The sequence below is a fragment of the Streptomyces luteogriseus genome, assembly GCF_014205055.1.
Taxonomy (GTDB): domain Bacteria; phylum Actinomycetota; class Actinomycetes; order Streptomycetales; family Streptomycetaceae; genus Streptomyces; species Streptomyces luteogriseus.
This window is the reverse complement of sequence record NZ_JACHMS010000001.1, coordinates 8,593,925-8,612,201: the sequence shown is the minus strand read 5'-3', so window position 1 is coordinate 8,612,201 and position 18,277 is coordinate 8,593,925. Positions and strand designations below refer to the sequence as shown.

The following is an 18,277-nucleotide window of genomic DNA, read 5'->3' as shown; positions in this document are numbered from 1 at the left end:
CACCTCTGGCAACTCGGGAACGTGGCACTACGTGTAGAGCAGGACACGCTTGCGGAGGAGATCGAAGCCGGCTCGGCCGAACATCTGGCGCTTGAGCATCTTGATTCGGTTGACGTGTCCTTCAACAACACCGGAACTCCAGGGCAAGGTGAGGCCAGCGATGACGGCGTCGCGGTCTCGTTCGATGCCTGCGGCGAGGCTGTGGAGACTGGGCAGGTCGTCCTGGCGGACTGCGTCGAGCCACCGCGGGAGCCGTTCGCCCTGGCGCTCGGTGAGCATCCGGGCGAAGGACCGCACGTGACCGGCGAGTGCATCGAGCTCGGGACACTCAGCCAACACGGCCTTGAGCCGAAGCTGTTCGAGCTCGGTGAGGGTTTCCGGACGGCTGAGAATCCATCGGGTCACCACCCGGGGTGCTGGCGGCCGCGCGGTGACCGGACGGGGTGAGGTGCGCTTCTTCCTGATGTAGGCGCTGACGATGCCATAGCTGCCCTGGTAGCTGAGTGGGATTATCTCCTCCCAGAGCTTCCAGGCGTTGGTGCAGCCTTCGTCCCAGCGCTCGTCGAGGTAGGGCTTGTACTCGTCAAGGGTGGAGGTCCGGTTGTACTGCCACTGGCCGCGGAAGAGGTCTTCGGGTCTCGCTGCGTCGGCAAGGCTCTTGACGGTGCGGTGGGTCATGTGGAGCTGGCGGCCGATCGCGCGGCGGCTGTGGCCGGCTTCCAGCATTGCGTGGACGGTGGCGTGCCTGGCCCGGATGCGGTTGGCGAACCGCTGGCTCTGCCACGGCGAGTCCAGTGTCTCCTCGGGGGACTCCTCGGCCCTCTGATCGACAGGCTCGGGGGCCAAGACGCGTAAGCACTGGCGGTGGCGGGCGACGGCTCGCTCGGTGGCCTCGCCGCGGTTGTTCCACAGGTGCCACCTGTCGGCGACCTGGACCGCTTGGGGCGCCCCGGCCGTGGCGCCCTCCGCGAAGAAGGGAGCTCGATCTCGGCAGACGACCTCGATGCTGGGCCGCTCAGCGAGCCACCTGGCCAGGCTGGATGCTTCACGATCAGGCAGAAGGTCCACGGGGCGTCGAGTCTCGACGTCGACCAGGACCGTGCCGTAGACGCGGCCCTTTCGCGTGGCGTACTCGTCGACGCCAACCACCCGCGGGGCCGGAGGCGGCTCGGGCAGTGCGGCGACCAGCCGCAGCACGGTGCTGCGGCTGACGGGTACTCCGAAGACCTGGGCCATCCGTGCACCGGCCCGGCCTGCGAGCGCGAGGCCGACCGCGGCCAGCACCTGACGCAGGCGCTCGCTCCGCCGACTGTGCCGGCGGGTCAGCCCCAGCACCTGCTCGACGAACGTCAGCCGTCCGCACGAAGCATTCGGGCAGAAGAACCGGCGGACGTGCAGACAGACGATCACCCGCCGCCCCGCAGTAGGCACATCGGCTGGGAACCGCAGGTAGGAGCTGTGTACCCGGCTCGACCAGCTCCCGCAGTCCGGACAGTCCGAGCCGATCGTCGTCACGCGGATCTCGATGCGTTTCGCCTCGTTGTTCACGTCTATCGACAGCACTGCCACGTCCGCGATCGACGAACAGCAGTTCCTTCAGCCGCAGCGCCGTTTCCTCCATGACGCCGAACTGTCAGCCACATCAAGGTCACCAGTGATTGTTTTCGGGCAACGTCCCAGCGGCTCACCCGAGCGGTCAGCGATCACTTACCGTGCACGCCTCACGGAAAGTGAGCCAGAACCCCTAGAGATCAACGAAGCCACGTGCGCGACCGGCAGGTCGGCGCCTCCTCCCGCAACTACCGCTTCTCGGCGAACGTGCAGGTCATCATCGATGCTGACACACGCCTGGTCGTCGCCTCGGCTCGGCCGGCGCCCGGAAACAAGGCCGATGCCCACGTCTGGCGGGAGTCGGACCTGCCGGCCGCGGCGGCCGGGACGACGGTGATCGCGGATGGCGCCTACCTGGGCACCGGTCTGATCGTCCCGCACCGCCGACGAGCCGGACGCCCCCTCCTGCGCGGTCAGGAGGAGGACAACGCCGAACACCGCCGGGTCCGTGCCCGCGTCGAGCACACCTTCGCCCGGATGAAGAACTGGAAGATCCTTCGCGACTGCCGTCAAAGGGGCGACGGCCTCCACCACGCCGTCCAGGCCGTCGCCACCATGCACAACCTCGTCCTGGCTGGGTGAAACAGCAGGTCAAGCACAACTCCGGCCTGCCCGAGCCCGACCTTCTGCAACACCCTTTAAGCCGTGTCCGCAAAGTCGGGGCAGCCACATTCGTAGGCAGGCGATGGTGACCAGGGCTTCGTAGTGGCGGGCGCGTTCCCGTCGGCCGACCAGCGGCGGAAGCGCTCGTAGAGCGTCTTCCACGGTCCATACCGCTCGGGAACGACTTCAGCATCCCGACGCAGGCCGCCGCCTTCGTCGTGACCGAGGCCCCGCTCGACGATCTCGCTGCCCTCCCGCAACGTCGCGTTGAAGCCGCGAGGCGGCTGCTGCTAGATCTCGCTCACCAGTTCGCAGTCGCGCAACTGCGTCCCGGGCGAGCACCGGGTGGTGAGGTTGCCGGCACGGCTGACGTCCCAGACGACGAGCAGCCGTCCAGGGCGGCGCCGGCTCAGGCGGTGCCCCGATGGACGAGTCGTGCCCAATGCCGCCGCCCCCATACGACGAGCACGTTCTGGGCCCGCTCAGCCACCCGCTTGGCGGGGATTTCGCCCGTCCACACGGCTCCCATCGGCAGTCACTGATGGGGGCCGGGCAGCACGAACCGTCGAGTGCGCCGTCGCGCCGAGTCGTCGAGGAAGGCACGAGCTTCGACCGTGAAGTGGGTGATCCGGGTATGGAGGTTGGCGGTGTCCTGCTCAAACTGCTTTTGTACGTCTCCGAAGGCGAAGGCCGGCAGCAGCGTCTGAGCGACCTGCGCCAGTCTTTCCGCTGCGTCCGCAGCTTCCTGCGCGTACACCGCGAGCATCTTGGGGCCTTCCAACTGCACGACGGGCAGCGTCTCGGCTATGGGTTCAAGGGAGATCCACGCGCGACGACGCACAACCTCGCGAAGCAGGGCCTGCCGGTCAAGCTCCAAGCCGTTGTTGTCGGCCTGAGCAGCGCGCGCCAGGTCCGCGAACCGTGTCGCTCGCTCGTACTGCCGGGCGGCTTTCAGAAACGCCGCGTAGGCGTCGCGTTGATGCTGTCGCCGTACCGCATCCACCGGGCCGCGTCTCGCGCCGCTCGCCTGCGCACGACCGGCCGCGTACGCCGCCGCAGCTGCCAGCACAGCCACCAACGCCTGCAACAGCTCCCCCGAGACACTCACGGCAGCATCTTCGCGCCTCACCCGCCCTCCGCGTAGCCCGTTTCCGACATCCATCGCCCCCGGTCTGGCTCGCCGCCCTGCCTCCTGGCCAACAGCGTCGATGAAGGCTCACCTCTCAGCGTCGAGCCGGTGAGGGGCCGCGCCAGAGATCGAGGGCGAACGGTGCGTCAGATGACGAGTTCCGGCCGACGCAGCGCCGCGTCCCTGCAGGCCGCCTTGGGATCCGCCCAGGCTAGGTCGTGTCTTCCGGATCGGGCAGGAACGCCCGGCACCCGGCCGCGGACCCGGTCAGTTGGGGAAGGAGAAGTAGAGCGCCTCGCTGTAGAAGGAGCCGAAGTGCCTCTGCCAGTCGGCTCGGACCGAGGCCAGCCAGTCGTCGTTCTGGCCGGCGATCGCCGCCTCGGCCTGGGCGACGGCGTCGGGGATGTCCTCGGACGCCAGACGCCGCACGCTCGCTGCCGGATCCTCGCCCGTCATCGAGACGATCTCCCCGGTCTCCAGGACGAAGTACTTCGCCTGCTGCTTGTCGAGGTGGGCCGTGGTCGTGGCAACGCATCGGGCGAACTCGGCGTCGTCCTCCAGGCCCTTGCCGACCGCGCGCAGGAGGCCGCGCAGCAGTGCCGCCCCGTCGGCATAGTCCGCGGCGATGCCGATCGGAGGGTTCCAGATCATGGACGGAACGACCGTCGTTCCGCGCCCCGCCATGAGCTTGTGCGCGAGCGGGATATCCCAGTTGTGCTCGGATATGCATCGGATCCGCTTGGGGATCTCCGCCTCGTTCGGCGTCGAGTCCGCAGAGTAGAGGTAGGAACGGTTCGCCATGGATGGCGACGCTAGCACCGGGGGCCGACAACGCAGACGCCGTCGGAATCGTCCAGAGCCGGCCAGAGTGCGCGGCAGGGTCGCGGCCCGGGTCCGCCCCAGGTCCGGGCGTAGTTCAACAGGTTATAGGAGCGGTCCAAGCTGCTCTGCTGCATCCGGGTGGACCCTCGCGCCGGCCGCAACCGGCTTCCCTCCACGCGAAGTCCCCCTCCACAACCCAAGCGTTGAAAGGACCCTGCCCATGACCCACACCACCGCGCCTGACCGACCGTCCTGGGCACACGACGACTTCCTGCTGCCACCGCCCAACCCCGCTCAGCGCCTCAACCTCACCCTCGCCCCGCGGGATGCGCACCGCCTGGAACTCCACGCGGCACTGACCACCGCCGGCGTCGCCCCCATGCCCGGCGACCGCGAGGCCATCGACCACCTCAGCACCCTGCCCGACCACATCCACACCGCACTGCACCGCTGGCTCACCCACACCACCCAATAGCCAGCCCCCACCTGGGACGGCCGCGGAGGTGGGCCGCCCTCTTCACGTCCGCCTCGACCTGGCGCCGTGCGCTGCCCTGCTCGACGGCGTAGTCGCTGATCGCCGCCTGAAACGTGCGGGCAGCATCGACCCAGGCTTCCAGACGGCGTGCCAGGCGGTGCGCTAACAACTGCTCAAGCTCATGAGCGGCGTACGTCTGATGCGGCAGTGGGCCGGGGGTGGCGTGGTCGTGACCCTTCACCCGGCGCGCAGGTCAGGTGGGTGACGGCTTGGCCCGATGCCCCGTCGACGGTTCGACACGAAGGGCACGATCAGCCCGCGCTGTCAGGGTGTGGTGATCCAGTGCTGTCGCTAGCAGGGCGGCTTCGTCCGGGGTGGCGGGACGAGGGAAGAAGAGTCCCCCAGAGCGTCTGCAGCGAACAGGAAAGCCCTCATCACAACCGGTAGAAGCCGGGCAAGCAGAATCACAGAACCTCCCCTGTCCCGCACCCGCGCAGCATTTGAAACGGGGAGTTCTCACCGTCCCCTCCCTCCGTCCTGCCAAATGGACGGTCCTCGGATATCGCTCGCGCGGGCAAGTGGAGCGGGACGAACCACGTTCCAGTGCCGCATCAGGCAACGTTCACCCTGTCGACCACGGCGACTGCCGCCTCAAAGGCGACGGCGTCCACCAGGCCATGCGCGGCATCACCCGGATGCACAACCTCGCTCTCGCGGGATAGACACGCGGGCCGCACAGCGGCCCACCTATGCCCGAGGCAACCAGAAGATCATTTACGGCAGACCTTAAGAGGGGGCGGCGCTACTTCACCCCTCGGTGCGGAACGGGTGACCGCCGTCGTCGATCCGTAGCGTGCCCGAGCGGGGGCCCTGGGTCCATCTCAGTTCCAGGTACCAGCGCACCTCGCTCTTCGACGTGTGCGCGGTGACGTCCAGGACCAGGGGGGTCCCGGCGGACGCGTCGTACAGGAAGCCGGGCCTCAGCCGGCGGCGAGGGCCGTCCCCCCAACGGGGACGGCCCTCGCCGCCGGCTGATGAGCTGGAGACGGCCGTCAGCCCTGCGGCTTATTCATCCGCCGCAGCTCCGTGTCCCACTCCGAGGGCCGCCAGTCCTGGCCGGGTCGTCAACGTGGTGACGTCGCACGAGAGGGACAGGCATCTGGGACTCCTCGCTGCCTGGGCGCTGCCTTGGCCCATCAGGAGGCCGCGGTCGCCCTCGCTACCGTGTTCGACTGCTTCTCCTGCCTGGCTCTCGCCGTACCGCCGTCCGCCTTGGAACGGCAGCCCTTTTCCGGGCGTCTGGCGGGGCGGTCCGCCTCTGACCGTCCGGAGAGGCACACCCCGTGGTATCGCCCCTCCCTTGCACGGCCCGGTCGATCAGGCGGTGGTGAACTCGGCGACGTGCCCGTCCCGCAGCTTCAGGTGGGCGCCGTTGAAGCGGGACCGCATGCGCCGGTCGTGGGTGACCACCACGACAGTGCCCTGATAGCTGGTCAGAGCCTCCTCCAGTTCCTCGACAAGCGCGGGCGAGAGATGATTGGTGGGTTCGTCCAGCAGCAGCAGATCGACCGGCTCGGCCACCAGCCGGGCGAGTTCGATGCGCCGCCGCTGCCCGTACGACAGGTCCTGCACCCGATGCCGAAGGTCGTCCAGGCTGAACAGTCCGAGGGAGAGCAGTACCTGGGTGTGTTCGTCGATGTCGCCGACCCGTCCGCTGCTGAACGCCTGGAGGACGGTCATCCCCTTCTGCCACGGTGCCTGTTCCTGCCGCAGGTGTCCCACCCGGCCCGACACCCGCACCGAACCGCTGTCGGGTGCCAGCTCTCCGGAGAGCACCCGCAGCAGCGTCGTCTTACCTGCCCCGTTGGGGCCGGTGATCAGCAGCCGTTCACCAAGCCCGAGGCGCAGGGAGTCGATGCCGAGCCGGTCGCCGACCCGAACGCCGGTGAGTTCGGCCACCGTCTCCTGAGGCTGTGCGGCCTCGGTGGTGATCTCGGCGGTGAAGGTGAGCGGCTCGGGCGGGGACGCGACCGGGTTTTCGGTCAGCCGCACGACCCGTTCCTTGGCGTTGCGGATCCGCACCATCGCCCCGTGGCCCCGCCCGCGCATGCGGAACTGCCCGGCGCCGAAGACGGCGAAGGGCAGCTTGCGCGGAATGGCGTCCAGGCGCGCCACGTTGGACGCGATCAGCTCGCGGCTGCGGTCCAGTTCGGCGCGCCACTGCTCATACTCCAGCAGCCGGCGCTGCCGTTCCGCCGCCTTGGCCGTCAAGTAGCCCTCGTAGGCGTTGCCGTAGCGGGCCACCTTGCCGGAGTCGACCTCCAAGATCGTGGTGGTCAGACGGTCGAGGAAGAGCCGGTCGTGGGTGACGGCGACGACGGTGCCTTTGTGCTTGCGCAAGTGTTCCTCCAGCCAGCCCACCGCCCGGTCGTCCAGGTCGTTGGTCGGCTCGTCCAGCAGCAGCAGCTCGGGTTCCGAGGCCAGCGTGGCGGCCAGGGCGAGGCGCGAGCGCTCGCCCCCCGACAGGGTGCCCAGCCGACGGCCGCGTTCCAGCCCGGGCAGCCCGAGCCCGTGCAGCGCGATCTCCACCCGGGAGTCGGCCTCGTAGCCGCCGCGGGCCTGGTACCGGTCGACCAGCGAGGCGTAACTCTCCAGGAGGCGGGCGAGTTCGGGGTCCTGGCCCGCCTCGTAGGGCCGTTCGGCCAGCTCGGCCTCGGCCCGGCGCATGCCCTCCTCCAGCTCCCGCAGGTCGGCCAGGGCCAGATCGACGGCGTCTTGGACCGTGGCATCCAACGGCAGCTCCAGCGTCTGTGCCAGATAGCCGACGCCACCGGGCGCGACCACCGTCAGCGCACCGTTGTCCGGCTGTTCCTGCCCGGCAATGAGCTTGATCAGCGTGGACTTGCCGGATCCGTTGTCCCCGATGACACCGACCTTCTCGCCCGGCTTGATGGTGAAGCCGATCCGGTCGAGCACGACGTGCTCCTGGTAACGCTTGGTGATGTCATGCAGAGCGAGTTGCGCTGTCGACACGCAGAAGTCCTCCTGATCGGCACTGGGTTATGTGATGTCGCCGCACACACAACAGACCGTTAGGAAAAGCAGACAGTCGAATAGATCAGACCGTCGAGAACGGTTCCGTTCGGCTGAAACAGCGCATGGCGAAGGAATCGCAGCGCGTCCGTCTCCTCAGGCGTGCACGGCAGGACGCGGTGACGGAGCCAGGCTCGACATCCCACGCCCTTGCGGAACACACGTACCGATCACAGGGAACCCATACCGCCACCGTAGACGACACGAAGCTGCACCGGCAACCGGTCCGGCCGGAACCGGGCGGGAGGGCCGGTCCTTCCTCCGGCCCTCCCACTCGGGTCCCGGTTCCGCGGCCAGCAGCCGGGACAGCACGTCCGGGTCGGCGGCGTCCGCCTTGTTGACGACCACGACCTCCCTGAGCCCGCCCGCACCGACCTCCGCCAGGACCTCCCGGACGGAGGCGAGTTGCGCCTCAGGCTCCGGGTTCGAACCGTCCACTACGTGCAGCACCAGGTGCGCGTCCCCACCTCATCGATGGTCGGCACCGGTTCGTGCCGGAGATCCCGTTCAGCTGGAGCCGGATCTGGCAGCGGGCGCACATGAGCGATGACGGCATGCCGAACCCACACTGGCCTGCGGGCTAGAGCCTGCCGGACGGGTCGTGTGGTCAGAGTGCCGTGGCCTAGGTTTGTTGCTAAACGAAGGGGGTCGCGTGCCGCGCGATACGGCCGAAGCAGGGGCGGGGATGAAGGGGATCACGTTTCCTGCCTGGCATGGAAAGCACTACGTGACCCTGGCTGAACTACTGGTCCGCCTCGGCAGCTTCGGCCTGGACCTGACGTGGCGCGTCGAATTTGACGAGATCGTCGATCCTCGCTGCGTCGAGATTGAGAGACGGTCTGCTGACGCCGGCATGGACACATTGACGCTTTTGTCGCTGACGACCCCCTTCCTCCAGCTGGTCGACGCCGAAGCACGTGGGACCGCCGACGACAGGGTGATGGTCGTCCTGACCGAAGTAGACAGCTCGTTGTGGGACGTCAGGGCTGTCGACGAGCGCGTGCTCAGCGAACTTCGCCGCCACTATCCGGAGGCAATGGACCTCTGAGCGGGGTGTTTTACTCCAGGCTAAGCCATAGGCGGATGGCGGCCACGGTGACCGTCCCATGGAAGACGTACGCCCTCGTGTCGCAACGCGTGGCGACAGCTCACAGCGCACCCGTGTGGAACGCGCCGGCCGCGGCCTCGCCCGCGTGTCGGCGGTCTTCCTGCGTCACGGCCCCTACACCCACCATCACGCCCGCCGACGAAGGCTACTTCGACCTCGCCACGCTCTACCGCAACGTGGTCAAGGAACTCGCCGCGCTCGCGGAGGCCGACGTCCTCCAGGTGATGGTCAAGGGCACCGACTGGATGCCCGGGAGCCTCCTGGTCGACGGCGCCCTCCAGGGAGCAACTGGCCAACATCCGGCGCATCTACCCGCCGGACAAGGAACGGCTGGGATGCCTGGCCCTCGGCATCGCACTGGTCGACTGACCCCAGCGAACGAGGCCCCCGGCCGCGCCCCTCCGACGAGGGCGCGGCCGGGGGTCCTTTTGCGTTCCTTGGCCGCATCCGCGCCGCTCTCGTCCTGCTCCTTACCACCACCGTCCTCACGCACCGGCGCTCACCTTCTCGCCGCGGTGGTGTGCACTGATCAACATCAGGCGCGAAGCGACCTACGCTGGTGGCCGCATAGGCCCTGACCTGTTTCATTGGTGCCCCGTGGCGGGCCGGTCAGCCGGTGAAGGGTTCCAGTGCGAAGCGGCCGACCGCCACGAAGGCCGTCAGAGCGAGGTAGCCCCCGTCCAGCAGTGCGGCTTTGGGCTCGCCGCGGCGGACCCGCAGGATCACGGCGCCGGTCATGATCAGGGCCAGGCCGGCGGCCGCCAGCGGCACCAGGATCGGCGCGATGCCGAGTAGGGCGGGCAGGACGAGGCCCGCTGCGCCGAGGATCTCAAGTGCTCCGATGGCCTTGAGGGTGCCGGGCTTGAAGTCGAGGACCCAACGCGCGGCATCGGTCATCGCAGCCATCTTCTCCCGAGGGACGAACAGTTTCCCGAGGCCGGAGAACAGGAAGACGGCGGTCAGCAGGCCGGTGGTGATCCACAGTGCGGTGTTCATGAGTCTTGTCCTTGGCGATGTCTTCGGTGGCGGAGGCGGGCGGCGGACCCGGGGCCGTCCCGGGTCCGCCTGGGGGGGCGTGTCAGCCGAACTGGCCGGGCTGGTACTCGCCGCCGGGCGTCCGGGTGATCACGTTCAGCCGGTTGAAGGCGTTGATCGCGCAGATCAGGGCCACCAGGGCCATGAGCTGGTCCTCGTCGAAGTGCTTCGCCGCGTTCGCCCACGCCTCGTCGGTGACGCCGCTGGAGTCGGCGAGGCGGGTGCCCTGCTCGGTGAGTTCCAGCGCCGCCCGCTCCGCCTCGCTGTAGACGGTCGTCTCCCGCCACGCCCCGACCAGGTTGATCCGCACCTGGCTCTCGCCGGCGGCCGCCGCGTCCTTGGTGTGCATGTCGAGGCAGCCGCCGCAGCCGTTGATCTGGCTGGCGCGGATCTTCACCAGTTCCTGCACCGCCTTCGGCAGCGTCGAGTCGGTGATGACCGTGTTCGACGAGATGATGTACCTGGCCCACTTCGCCCCGACCTCGTTGGCCATGGGGTTGATCCGGGTTTCCGTCGCGGTCTCCTTCGTCTTCCGGATGCTTGCACCCCTACGACGAAGCCCCTCGCGAAGACGTAACAACCCCATGCGCTCGACGTGTTCTACTCGGGACGCTCGGGCAGGCCCATGGCGTCCAGACGCTTGCGGTCGCTCACGGTCAGGAGCTCGACGATCCGGCCGTCGACCACGGTGCACGCCGCCACGCCGAGCACCTTGCCGTTCGCACCCCAGGACACGAACCCGGGCTCGCCGTTGACCAGCACCGGGAGCACCGCGGTCATCGACCGGGCCCCGCGCAGGACCGGACCGGCCACCTCGGCCGCCCCGACCGTGGTCATCACGCCCTGAGGGTGGTACGTGCGCCAGGTCACCTGCGGATCGAGCAGCCGGACGAGCCCTTCGAAGTCCCCGTTCCGCGCGGCGGCGAGAAACGCGTCGACCACCGCGCGCTGCCGCGTCGGCTCCTCCTGCGGCAGCGGCGTGCCCCGCACCTTCCGGCGGGCCCGGCTCGTGAGCATCTTGGTCGCGTCGGTGGACCGGCCGATGAGCTCGCCGATCTCGGCGAAGGGCACCGCGAACATGTCGTGCAGGACGAACGCCAGCCGCTCCGTGGGGGTGAGCGTGTCGAGCACCACCAGCAGGGCCAGCCCGACCGATTCGGCGAGCACCGCGTCGTCCTCGGGCGCCGCCCCGTCGTCCACGGTCACCAACAGCTCGGGCAGCCGGTCCTCGTACGACAGCACGGCCCGGTTCTTCCGCGACCGCAGCACATCGAGGCAGACCCGGCCGACCACGGTGGTCAGCCAGCCGGCCAGGTTGTCGATCGCCGCCGCGTCATGCCGCGCCAGCCGGATCCACGCCTCCTGCACCGCGTCCTCGGCCTCCGCCCGCGAACCGAGCATCCGGTGCGCGACCGCCACCAGGCGCTCACGCTGCTGCTCGAAGGCTCCCGCCAGCACGTCGGTCGGACCTGATCCGGTCATGTCGTTACCTTCCTCCCGCGAACTCCGTCATGACCATGACGGGCCCGATGACACCGAGGTAACCGTTCGGCAGCGGCCTGTTGTCGGCGAAGGAGCTGGTTCTCGGTTGTCGCCTGGTGCAGGGCGCCGACGAGGGCCTCGGCGTCGGCTTTGAGCCGGGCGATCTTCTCGGCGTCAGCTGCCCGGAGTTCCTTGAGGCGGCGGGCCTGTGTGCCTAGACGTCGTTCGCTGTCCGGGGTGCCGCCGCACGCTCGGACCTCGGCGTAGAACTCGTTCTTCAGGTCGGTGTGGCGCTGGGTGAGCGCGTTGCGTGGGACGCCGGCTTCGAGGGCGAGGGCGACGATGGTCAGCGCGCCGTCGCAGCGTTCGGGGCGTCCGTGCAGGATGCGGTCCATCGCGGCGCGGATGCGGTCGCGTTCGTCCGGGGTGGGGCTCATGAGGGCGGCTCCTGGTAGTGGCGGTCGTGAGCAGTACGGACGCCAGCCCGGCACCCAATCCACCCCTGCTCGATCGGCTCCAACACGTCGATCCAACAGGGAAGACGACGCGGGCGACCAGTCCCTCACCCCGGCCGCCGTGGCAGAGCAGAACATCCTGCTGGAGATGCATCCAAGCGAGGGGACCACCCTCTATCTCGCATCCACGAACGTGGAGTCGCGCGTCCGGGCCGGGATCGTTCAGCGGGCCCGCCGCCACGGACGCCCCATCGTCGCCCTCCGCTTCCTTCCCCACCTCGACACCTGCCGGGTCCGCAACCGCACGAGGCCGGCCACCCGGCAGGTGCCGGACGACATCCTCGCCTGGCAGCACTCCCTTGCGCGTGCAGCAACCCCGCAGACCCTGATCACGGAGGGTTTCACCGCCGCGCATGACATCGCTACGCCTCTCTAAAGCCAACTCCGCAGGGAGGAACAGGTAGCACGTGTGCCTCCCGCTGAAGGCCCTCGGTTCCTGCCTTCTCCGAACTACCGAGGCGTCCCGTGGTCAGGTGACAGGACGATCAGTCCTGCGGGGAAGGGGCCGGTATGGGGCCGGAGAACTGCTGTGAACGGCGCGGGTGTTAGCTTCCCTCCCGTGTTAAAACACCAGGACGAGACCAGGGCGGCCTACGACGGGGTCGTCGAACTGTATGCGTCGATGTTCGCTAATCGGTTGGAGACGCAGCCGTTCGCGCGGAACATGATCGGCACCTTCGCCGAGCTCGTGCGTGGCACGGGAAACCTGCGGGCAGCCGACGTCGGGTGCGGGCCCGGCCATTTGACGGCCATGCTGCACGACTTGGGGTTGGACGCCTTCGGGCTCGACCTCTCCCCGGCTATGGTCGCCCACGCCCGGCGGGCCCATCCGGCGCTGCGGTTCGACGAAGCACGAATGGAGGCCCTGCCCGTCGAGGACGGCGCGCTCGGCGGAGTGCTGGCCCACTACTCGATGATCCATACCCCACCTGAAGAATTGCCCGCGCTGCTCGCTGAGCAGGTGCGTGTCCTGGCACCAGGAGGCCTGCTCCTGGCGTCCTTCTTCGGAACCGAGGGGCCGGATCCTGTCCGCTTCGACCACAAGGTGGCGCCTGCCTATAGCTGGCCGGCGGAGCAGTTTGCCGAGTTGCTGGCCGGGGCCGGACTCGTCACGGTGGCTCGGTTGCTCCACGACCCAGCGTCCGAGCGGGGCTTCCTCGACACCCACCTGCTGGCCCGCCGCCCGTAGAACGTGGCCCGTGGCCGGGGTCGGGGTGGTGTAGATCATCCGCGTGGACGAAGCTCGTCCACGCGTCGCGTTCTGTGGCGGTGTCCGCTGAGCACGCCGGATTGACAGCCGTTCAGTCACGCAGGCCCCGGCGGGGTGGCCGCCGCAGTGGTGCGAGCAACGATCTCCCGGAAGGTAGGAATTCCCAGGTCGACAGACTCCTGCTTCCGGGAGATCTGGGCGTCGAGTTGGGCAAGCTTCTCCTCGGCGTGGGTCAGGCTGCTCTGCAGCCCCTCGATCTCGCCGAGCCAGCCTTCCCTTTCGGCTTCCAAGATGCGCGTGAGGAGGTTGTCGCGGATTTCGACAAGCCGGGGACGCTCTGTCACGTGGACGATCAGGACGGGGCATCTGACACAAGCGTGTTCGTGAGCACAGTCAGTTCCGTATGCGCGGCCGCAGTCGCCCAGGGCGAGCTTACGGCGCTCAAAGTGCCCGAGAAACTCTCCCCACTCCTCAGGTGTGACGGTGCGGTATTCATCGGCAGGCCGCAGAGCCCGGGCGCCGGGCGATGAACGCTCGGTGTGCCTCGATGGCATCAGTGGGGTAGATCGCGGCGTATCCCATCGTCGTTCCGATGTGGTCGTGACCAGCGATGACCTGGGCGATGTGAGGCGGCAGGCCGTTGAGGATGGAGTCCGTGATGAAGATCCGGCGGAAGTCGTGGGGCTGAAAGATGAGTGGGTCACCCGCGCTGTCCGTCAGACCTGAGGCCAACAAGGTGACGTCAAGGCCCCGACGGATCGTCGCTCGTGACAGCGGACGCAGGTAGCCACCAGAGCGATCCTGGAACAGGAGAGGCATCGGCGGGTTCCAGACCCGCTCATAATGGTCATAGCTACGAAGAACAGGGACTCTCCCGTCCGAGCCTCGGACTCGAGAGACGACCGCGCTCAACACATCCGCCAGCTCCGGCGCGACCAAGACAAGTCGCTCTTGGTCGGTCTTCGACGGGGCGATCTGCAACAGCGGAACGGTCTGTCCGGTGGTGGGGAGCTTGTAGCTGACGATGCTGTGATGCCCCAGCTCGAGGAGTTCCTCGATACGAATGCCGGTGTGCCGCAAGATCTCGATGGCAGCCCACCCCCAGAATGCGCTGCGCTCCTCACCCCCGAATGAGCGCCGGGTGCCCTTCGCATCCCAGGCGTGGATCGGGCGCCCGTCAGCGCATTTACTGAAGCGCGGGACTCTGAAGGTCTCACCAAGCACTCTGAAATCCGAACCGAGCGGGGCAGCGTTGAGTGCATCGAGACGTGCTGTGGCCTCTTTCAGCAGGCGGTGAGCCGTCTTCACCAGCGTGGGCAGCGCCGGCAGGCGCTCGCGAGTACGTTGGTCCATGCGGGCCTTTAGTGAGCGTTTGGTTCTCAGTTGTCCGTTTCATTTGGCTTAGCTGTCGCGCCAGTTGGTGGTGTTTTCGTGGGTGAGGCGGCGGGTCATGAGGTTGATGGCGGCGAGTTGGATCATGGCCGCTGAGCGGTGGGGGTGGGTTTCGTAGTCGCGGGCCAGGCGGCGGTGGTGCATGAGCCAGCCGAGGGTGCGTTCGATGACCCAGCGGCGGGGCTGGACGCGGAAGCCGCGGGTGGTGGGGTCGCGTTGGACGATTTCGAGGTCGATGCCGAGGTGGGCGGCTTGTTCGATGGCTTTGGTCTTGTAGCCGTTGTCGCCCCAGGCTTTGGTGATGGTGGGGTGGCGCTCGCGGATTTTGGTCAGGAGTTGGGTGCCGGCGGCGGAGTCGTGGACGCTGGCGGCGGTGACGGCCACGGCCAGTAGGAGGCCGAGCGTGTCGGTGACGATGTGCCGTTTGCGTCCGATGATTTTCTTGGCGGGGTCGATGCCTTGGCTGGTCAGGGGGACGGTGGCGGAGGTTTTGATGCTCTGGCTGTCGATCAGGCAGGCGCTGGGCTCGTTGGTGCGGCCTTCGGCCTGGCGGATTTTGCCGCGTAAGAGGCCGGTGAGCTGGTCAAAGATGCCGTCGGCTTCCCAGTGGGCGAAGTAGCCGTAGACGGTCTGGTGGGGTGGGAAGTCGTGGGGCAGGTAGCGCCAGGGGATGCCGGTGCGGTCGACGTAGAGGATGGCGTTCATCAGGGCGCGTAGGTCGTGGGTGGGTTTGCGGATGCCGTAGCGGGCTTGGCGCCAGGCTTCGAGGGTGGGGCGGATGAGTTCCCAGCGGGCGTCGGACAGGTCGCTGGGGTAGGGCCGTGAGGGCTGCATGATGCCTGGGTATGCGGTGGCGGCCGGTCTGAGCAGGGCGTGGGCGGGGGCGTTGGGTGCATCGGGGCGTGCGTTCTCGATCTCGGGTGAACCGGTAAGTTTCTGAATGAGACAGGAGCTTTGGTAAGGAACCCGGCGCATAACTGGTCTGCTGATTGCCGCAGAAGCCGTATTTCCGGCGGATCGCTTGGTTCGGTGCTCACGCCGGGTCGCTGACAAATCACTATGAACCGCCCAATAGGCGTATCAAACGCTCACTTAGACGTCATCTCATTTGGTGAGTCTGTGCGACGATTCGACGGCCAGTGAGAAGCATGAGCGGGGGCGAAGGTCGATGGAGTACGTCAATCTCGATGCGCAGGTCGGCGACGTGTCAGGGGCCTTGGACCCGGCTCGCTACCTGAGCCACCTGCCTTCGATTTCAGGTGACCTGCCGCCCGGCGCCCGGGCTTTCGCCACGGACGCGGACCACTACGACTTCCGCAGCAGGCGATGTGTGAAAGACCTGACGCTCCGGGCCGTCCGGGGTGCTGGCGGTGAGGAGGTGGAGGTCGAGTTCCAGCACAACTGCTGGAAGCACGACCAGGACCTGCTGATCCGCTACGCGGGGGTGTCCGGCTTCATCGTCGACCCCGTTGACGACGAACGAGGGACGGAGCTCGGGGCTTGATTCTCGACGAGATCCTCCCGCACAGGGACGGCTGCAGCCACGAGATTGCCTGCTGGGACGGCACACTCACTCTTGTCTGCCGTGATCTCCAGGCAACCTGGACTGAGACCGTTTGCTCAAGCCAGGCGTAGGCGCGAGAGGTCATGGGGATTGTTGAGCGGCTGGTGCCGGATGAGTTGTGGGAGCTGTTTCAGCGGGTGGTGCCGGAGGTGCCGTCGCGGCCTCAGGGTGGTGGTCGGCGTCGGCATGGCGACCGGGAGGTGCTGGCCTGTTGCGCGGATTCTTGCTTTGCCAGAGCAGCAGGTCGCCGACGACGATGTCGTCGATGGCGCCGCCTCGGCAGGCCATGATCTCCGCAATGGTCTTCAGTCCGGACGAGACATTCGCAGCCGAGATGTTGGTCGGCAGTGAAGCCCTCAAGCGGGCGAACCCCTCGGGGTCGCGTGTGGTCTCCAGAGCCGGCCGAAGATGCCGCGATCTTGACCCGATGAGGAATTCCGGGTCGGGTCTGACGGCATCCGCGCAGAGCAGCGACAGCAGCCCGACGAGGAGCGTTTCACGGCGAGATACTCGCCCTTCCGGGCGGGCCCAGGCTGCGAAGGCATCCCTCCACCCCTACGACGCAATGTGCTGGCCGTGGGCAGGGCTCCTCTGCCAGCGCTGTTGCCAGGTTTCTCCCGGAAAGGCCATTAGCCAGTCGAGGAGGAGGCGGGCCCCGAACATTCGATTCGCCTGGGCGCTGGGTTCCACAGCTCGTAGCGGTGGGCGAGCCAGCCGCTCAAGGACCTCTTCACGCGTGACCGCGGTCGCTTCCCACGTGCTTGGTCTTTCCCGATGCGGGAATCGGCTCATCAGCTTGAGCTCTTCGGCGCCCACCATGCTGGTGACCCGCGGAACGAAGCTCGAGCCGACGTGAGTCGCAGTGCTCGTCATGACGCGTCCCGACCGAAGAGGATGGACAAGGAGTCGGGGTTGTAGGACGGCTCGTCAACAGGCACAGGGGTCGCCTCGCGTCGCTTCTCCTGGCGGGCGTGGTGGGCAAGGCCGGCTCTGATGACGTCGTCTCTGGTCGGACGGTTGTAGATGTCCAGGGTCGACAGGTACTTGTGGCCGAGGATCTTCTGCACGTAAACCGGCGGCATGTTCGGGTCATCGAGCATCAGGAACGTCGCCGTGTGCCGCAGATCGTGAAGGGTCCAGTTAGCGCCCAGGAGATCGTTGGCGCGGTTGAACATCATGCGCGCCGCGTCGTACTCCAGCGGCCGCCATGGGCGCCGCAGCGTCCACCACAGCGGATGATGACGGCCCCGAGGGACGCCTTTCTTCCAGGCGGACTCTTGGTAGAGCCGCAGCCAGACGAACGCGTCAGGGGTGGCGGCCAGGTCCTGGTAGTCGCGGGTGCCCTTGCGAATCACACTGACGGTCTGCTCGCCGACAATCGCGCCGCCCTGCTTGACCGTGAGCAGCTCCTCGGCGCGGGCGCCAGTGGCGACCCAGAAGGCCAGCAAGGCGCGGTCACGATGAGAACGGAGCCCGGCGAAGACCTTGGTGTACATCTCGTCGGGAATCCGCCGCGGAACCCGCTGCGGAACGGTCGGCCGGTAGAGCCCCGTGCGTCGGATGCGGTGCTTCTTCCCACCATCACGCTGTGTCCCGAGCTGGGACAAGCGGCGCCCACGGACCAACGGGAAGGGGTTCACCAGCAACGAACCGGTGCTTTCATTCAGATGGAAGTTGTAGAACTCCCGCAGCACCGTCTCGCAATGAGCCCGGGTTGCCGGCGAGTACTTGGCCCCGACCGTGGGCTTACCAGTCACCGGATTCGGTGTCCCCGGCGCTGGCCTGCCACTGCGAGGCGGCGGGACCTTGGAGAGAGCCTTGCCGCGATGGCGCCAATGGATGCGCGTCGGCTTGTCCGCCACCTTCATCCACAACATGAAGTCCCGGGCGTCTTCCCGGGTCGCACGGTCCCACTCGATCCCGAGCGCCCAGAGGAACCGAAACCAGCGCAGCAGATCCATGCCGTACGAACGTGGCGTCAACGGCGAGCTGTCCCTAGCCATCAGCTCCTTGAGGTAGAGCGCAGCGGGCGCAACCGGCCTCCCGCGTCCATCCAGCACCCTGTACGGCTCCCAGGGATCTCCCGTCTTCAGTAACTGGCCTGACTCAGGCAGGACAAAGTTCCTCAGGTCCCTTCCGGACCGCTGCTCATCAAGCACCTCGGGAAGCTAGCAGATACCTGGTCTGACCTGCGAAGACAGCTGAGTTAGTTCGGTTAACAGGCCTGGAATGCCACGA

The 18,277-nt window shown here is 67.6% G+C and carries 17 protein-coding genes and 3 pseudogenes; 7 read left to right on the top strand and 13 right to left on the bottom strand.

Annotated features, from left to right (window positions below):
* Positions 1-27 precede the first annotated feature (27 nt).
* Positions 28-1,569 carry an ISL3 family transposase gene (locus tag BJ965_RS38385; RefSeq protein WP_221513315.1) on the bottom strand — a complete coding sequence of 514 codons (1,542 nt, stop codon included), beginning with the start codon at positions 1,567-1,569 and terminating at the stop codon, positions 28-30.
* Positions 1,570-1,764: 195 nt separating this feature from the next.
* On the opposite strand from BJ965_RS38385, the pseudogene BJ965_RS38380 reads away from it, so the two are divergent.
* Positions 1,765-2,193: pseudogene (locus BJ965_RS38380) on the top strand (transposase family protein); the annotation flags it as partial.
* Between the two features lie 556 nt (positions 2,194-2,749).
* On the opposite strand, the gene BJ965_RS38375 reads toward BJ965_RS38380, so the two are convergent.
* Positions 2,750-3,322, bottom strand: a complete 573-nt coding sequence (locus BJ965_RS38375; RefSeq protein ID WP_184916471.1) for a hypothetical protein — start codon at positions 3,320-3,322, stop codon at positions 2,750-2,752.
* A 288-nt stretch (positions 3,323-3,610) separates the two neighbouring features.
* Entirely contained in the window at positions 3,611-4,144 is a 534-nt protein-coding gene (locus BJ965_RS38370) for a DUF7822 domain-containing protein (RefSeq protein WP_184916468.1), read from the bottom strand.
* A 241-nt stretch (positions 4,145-4,385) separates the two neighbouring features.
* On the opposite strand from BJ965_RS38370, the gene BJ965_RS38365 reads away from it, so the two are divergent.
* Positions 4,386-4,640 (top strand): hypothetical protein, encoded by a 255-nt coding sequence (locus BJ965_RS38365; RefSeq protein ID WP_184915845.1) that lies wholly within the window; start codon positions 4,386-4,388, stop codon positions 4,638-4,640.
* Between the two features lie 641 nt (positions 4,641-5,281).
* A pseudogene (locus BJ965_RS38360) lies at positions 5,282-5,362 on the top strand (IS5/IS1182 family transposase); the annotation flags it as partial.
* A 655-nt stretch (positions 5,363-6,017) separates the two neighbouring features.
* On the opposite strand, the gene car(A) reads toward BJ965_RS38360, so the two are convergent.
* Both car(A) and BJ965_RS39750 read right to left on the bottom strand, forming a co-directional pair.
* The gene (gene car(A) / locus BJ965_RS38355; RefSeq protein WP_184916465.1) at positions 6,018-7,673 is read right to left on the bottom strand and encodes an ABC-F type ribosomal protection protein Car(A); all 1,656 of its coding nucleotides are present in this window, start codon (positions 7,671-7,673) and stop codon (positions 6,018-6,020) included.
* A 345-nt stretch (positions 7,674-8,018) separates the two neighbouring features.
* A pseudogene (locus BJ965_RS39750) lies at positions 8,019-8,198 on the bottom strand (GTPase HflX); the annotation flags it as partial.
* Between the two features lie 187 nt (positions 8,199-8,385).
* On the opposite strand from BJ965_RS39750, the gene BJ965_RS38350 reads away from it, so the two are divergent.
* Positions 8,386-8,781 (top strand): hypothetical protein, encoded by a 396-nt coding sequence (locus BJ965_RS38350; protein ID WP_313667684.1) that lies wholly within the window; start codon positions 8,386-8,388, stop codon positions 8,779-8,781.
* A 669-nt stretch (positions 8,782-9,450) separates the two neighbouring features.
* Here BJ965_RS38350 and BJ965_RS38345 read toward each other — a convergent pair.
* The 4 genes from BJ965_RS38345 to BJ965_RS38330 form a co-directional block, all read right to left on the bottom strand.
* Positions 9,451-9,837, bottom strand: coding sequence for a DoxX family protein (locus BJ965_RS38345; RefSeq protein ID WP_184916462.1), 387 nt, complete (start codon positions 9,835-9,837; stop codon positions 9,451-9,453).
* An 82-nt stretch (positions 9,838-9,919) separates the two neighbouring features.
* Positions 9,920-10,369, bottom strand: a complete 450-nt coding sequence (locus BJ965_RS38340; RefSeq protein WP_184916459.1) for a carboxymuconolactone decarboxylase family protein — start codon at positions 10,367-10,369, stop codon at positions 9,920-9,922.
* A 107-nt stretch (positions 10,370-10,476) separates the two neighbouring features.
* Entirely contained in the window at positions 10,477-11,358 is an 882-nt protein-coding gene (locus tag BJ965_RS38335; protein WP_184916456.1) for a sigma-70 family RNA polymerase sigma factor, read from the bottom strand.
* Complete coding sequence (locus tag BJ965_RS38330; RefSeq protein ID WP_184916453.1) at positions 11,355-11,795, bottom strand: hypothetical protein; 441 nt, start codon at positions 11,793-11,795, stop codon at positions 11,355-11,357. The genes BJ965_RS38335 and BJ965_RS38330 overlap by 4 nt, the downstream gene beginning before the upstream one ends.
* On the opposite strand from BJ965_RS38330, the gene BJ965_RS40570 reads away from it, so the two are divergent.
* Complete coding sequence (locus tag BJ965_RS40570; RefSeq protein WP_376777967.1) at positions 11,701-12,249, top strand: AAA family ATPase; 549 nt, start codon at positions 11,701-11,703, stop codon at positions 12,247-12,249. The genes BJ965_RS38330 and BJ965_RS40570 overlap by 95 nt on opposite strands.
* A gap of 183 nt (positions 12,250-12,432) precedes the next feature.
* Positions 12,433-13,062: a class I SAM-dependent methyltransferase gene (locus tag BJ965_RS38320; RefSeq protein ID WP_184916444.1), complete on the top strand. Its 630-nt coding sequence runs from the start codon at positions 12,433-12,435 to the stop codon at positions 13,060-13,062.
* Positions 13,063-13,178: 116 nt separating this feature from the next.
* On the opposite strand, the gene BJ965_RS38825 is transcribed toward BJ965_RS38320, so the two are convergent.
* The 3 genes from BJ965_RS38825 to BJ965_RS38310 form a co-directional block, all read right to left on the bottom strand.
* Positions 13,179-13,427 (bottom strand): hypothetical protein, encoded by a 249-nt coding sequence (locus tag BJ965_RS38825; RefSeq protein WP_313667682.1) that lies wholly within the window; start codon positions 13,425-13,427, stop codon positions 13,179-13,181.
* A 148-nt stretch (positions 13,428-13,575) separates the two neighbouring features.
* Positions 13,576-14,436, bottom strand: a complete 861-nt coding sequence (locus tag BJ965_RS38820) for a site-specific integrase (RefSeq protein WP_221513314.1) — start codon at positions 14,434-14,436, stop codon at positions 13,576-13,578.
* Between the two features lie 48 nt (positions 14,437-14,484).
* Positions 14,485-15,309 (bottom strand): IS5 family transposase, encoded by an 825-nt coding sequence (locus BJ965_RS38310; RefSeq protein ID WP_184907242.1) that lies wholly within the window; start codon positions 15,307-15,309, stop codon positions 14,485-14,487.
* Positions 15,310-15,643: 334 nt separating this feature from the next.
* Between BJ965_RS38310 and BJ965_RS38305 the strand changes: the two genes are divergently transcribed.
* A complete protein-coding gene (locus tag BJ965_RS38305; protein WP_246546266.1) occupies positions 15,644-15,979 on the top strand; it encodes a hypothetical protein in 336 nt (111 codons plus the stop codon).
* A 929-nt stretch (positions 15,980-16,908) separates the two neighbouring features.
* Here BJ965_RS38305 and BJ965_RS38295 read toward each other — a convergent pair.
* Positions 16,909-18,000, bottom strand: coding sequence for a tyrosine-type recombinase/integrase (locus BJ965_RS38295; RefSeq protein ID WP_246546264.1), 1,092 nt, complete (start codon positions 17,998-18,000; stop codon positions 16,909-16,911).
* Positions 18,001-18,277: the final 277 nt, after the last annotated feature.

Excerpts from the sequence above, each read along its gene's own strand:
- BJ965_RS38335 (WP_184916456.1), bottom strand. The coding sequence starts at position 11,358 with ATGACCGGATCAGGTCCGACCGACGTGCTGGCGGGAGCCTTCGAGCAG.
- BJ965_RS38365 (WP_184915845.1), top strand. The coding sequence starts at position 4,386 with ATGACCCACACCACCGCGCCTGACCGACCGTCCTGGGCACACGACGAC.
- BJ965_RS38340 (WP_184916459.1), bottom strand. The coding sequence starts at position 10,369 with ATGGCCAACGAGGTCGGGGCGAAGTGGGCCAGGTACATCATCTCGTCG.
- BJ965_RS38370 (WP_184916468.1), bottom strand. The coding sequence starts at position 4,144 with ATGGCGAACCGTTCCTACCTCTACTCTGCGGACTCGACGCCGAACGAG.
- BJ965_RS38310 (WP_184907242.1), bottom strand. The coding sequence starts at position 15,309 with ATGCAGCCCTCACGGCCCTACCCCAGCGACCTGTCCGACGCCCGCTGG.
- BJ965_RS40570 (WP_376777967.1), top strand. The coding sequence starts at position 11,701 with ATGGTCAGCGCGCCGTCGCAGCGTTCGGGGCGTCCGTGCAGGATGCGG.
- BJ965_RS38295 (WP_246546264.1), bottom strand. The coding sequence starts at position 18,000 with ATGGATCTGCTGCGCTGGTTTCGGTTCCTCTGGGCGCTCGGGATCGAG.
- BJ965_RS38330 (WP_184916453.1), bottom strand. The coding sequence starts at position 11,795 with ATGAGCCCCACCCCGGACGAACGCGACCGCATCCGCGCCGCGATGGAC.
- BJ965_RS38345 (WP_184916462.1), bottom strand. The coding sequence starts at position 9,837 with ATGAACACCGCACTGTGGATCACCACCGGCCTGCTGACCGCCGTCTTC.
- BJ965_RS38305 (WP_246546266.1), top strand. The coding sequence starts at position 15,644 with ATGGAGTACGTCAATCTCGATGCGCAGGTCGGCGACGTGTCAGGGGCC.
- BJ965_RS38820 (WP_221513314.1), bottom strand. The coding sequence starts at position 14,436 with ATGGACCAACGTACTCGCGAGCGCCTGCCGGCGCTGCCCACGCTGGTG.